The 288-nt window shown below is 35.4% G+C and carries 1 protein-coding gene; it reads right to left on the reverse strand.

Going from position 1 to position 288, the window contains the following annotated elements; genetic code table 11:
- Nucleotides 1–33 precede the first annotated feature (33 nt).
- A partial coding sequence (locus FOF46_RS32210; RefSeq protein WP_208746856.1) for a hypothetical protein occupies nt 34–288 on the reverse strand: 255 nt, incomplete at its 5' end.

A 288-nucleotide genomic window follows, 5' to 3' on the forward strand; every position in this document is an offset into this window, starting at 1 on the left:
TTAAATCTTGGTAATTTTTCATTGGTTTTTGTTTTATTCGATTATCATAAATTTTCTATATACATCAGTAAATTGTTCCCCGGCATATCTTGCTAATTCTGAAGATTTAAAGCAAAGGCGAGAGCCGACAGCCGAACCCGAAACCCGGAGGCCGTAGCCGTCGTACCGAAACCCCGAAGAACTCATTTTAAACCAAGGATAATATTTATCATATTCACCATTATCCCAATCAGGTAACCATCCTTCATTTAAAGATTTACATAATAATTCTCCTATGTACTGATATTT

The sequence above is a fragment of the Aquimarina algiphila genome (assembly GCF_007489275.1).
Lineage (GTDB): Bacteria > Bacteroidota > Bacteroidia > Flavobacteriales > Flavobacteriaceae > Aquimarina > Aquimarina algiphila.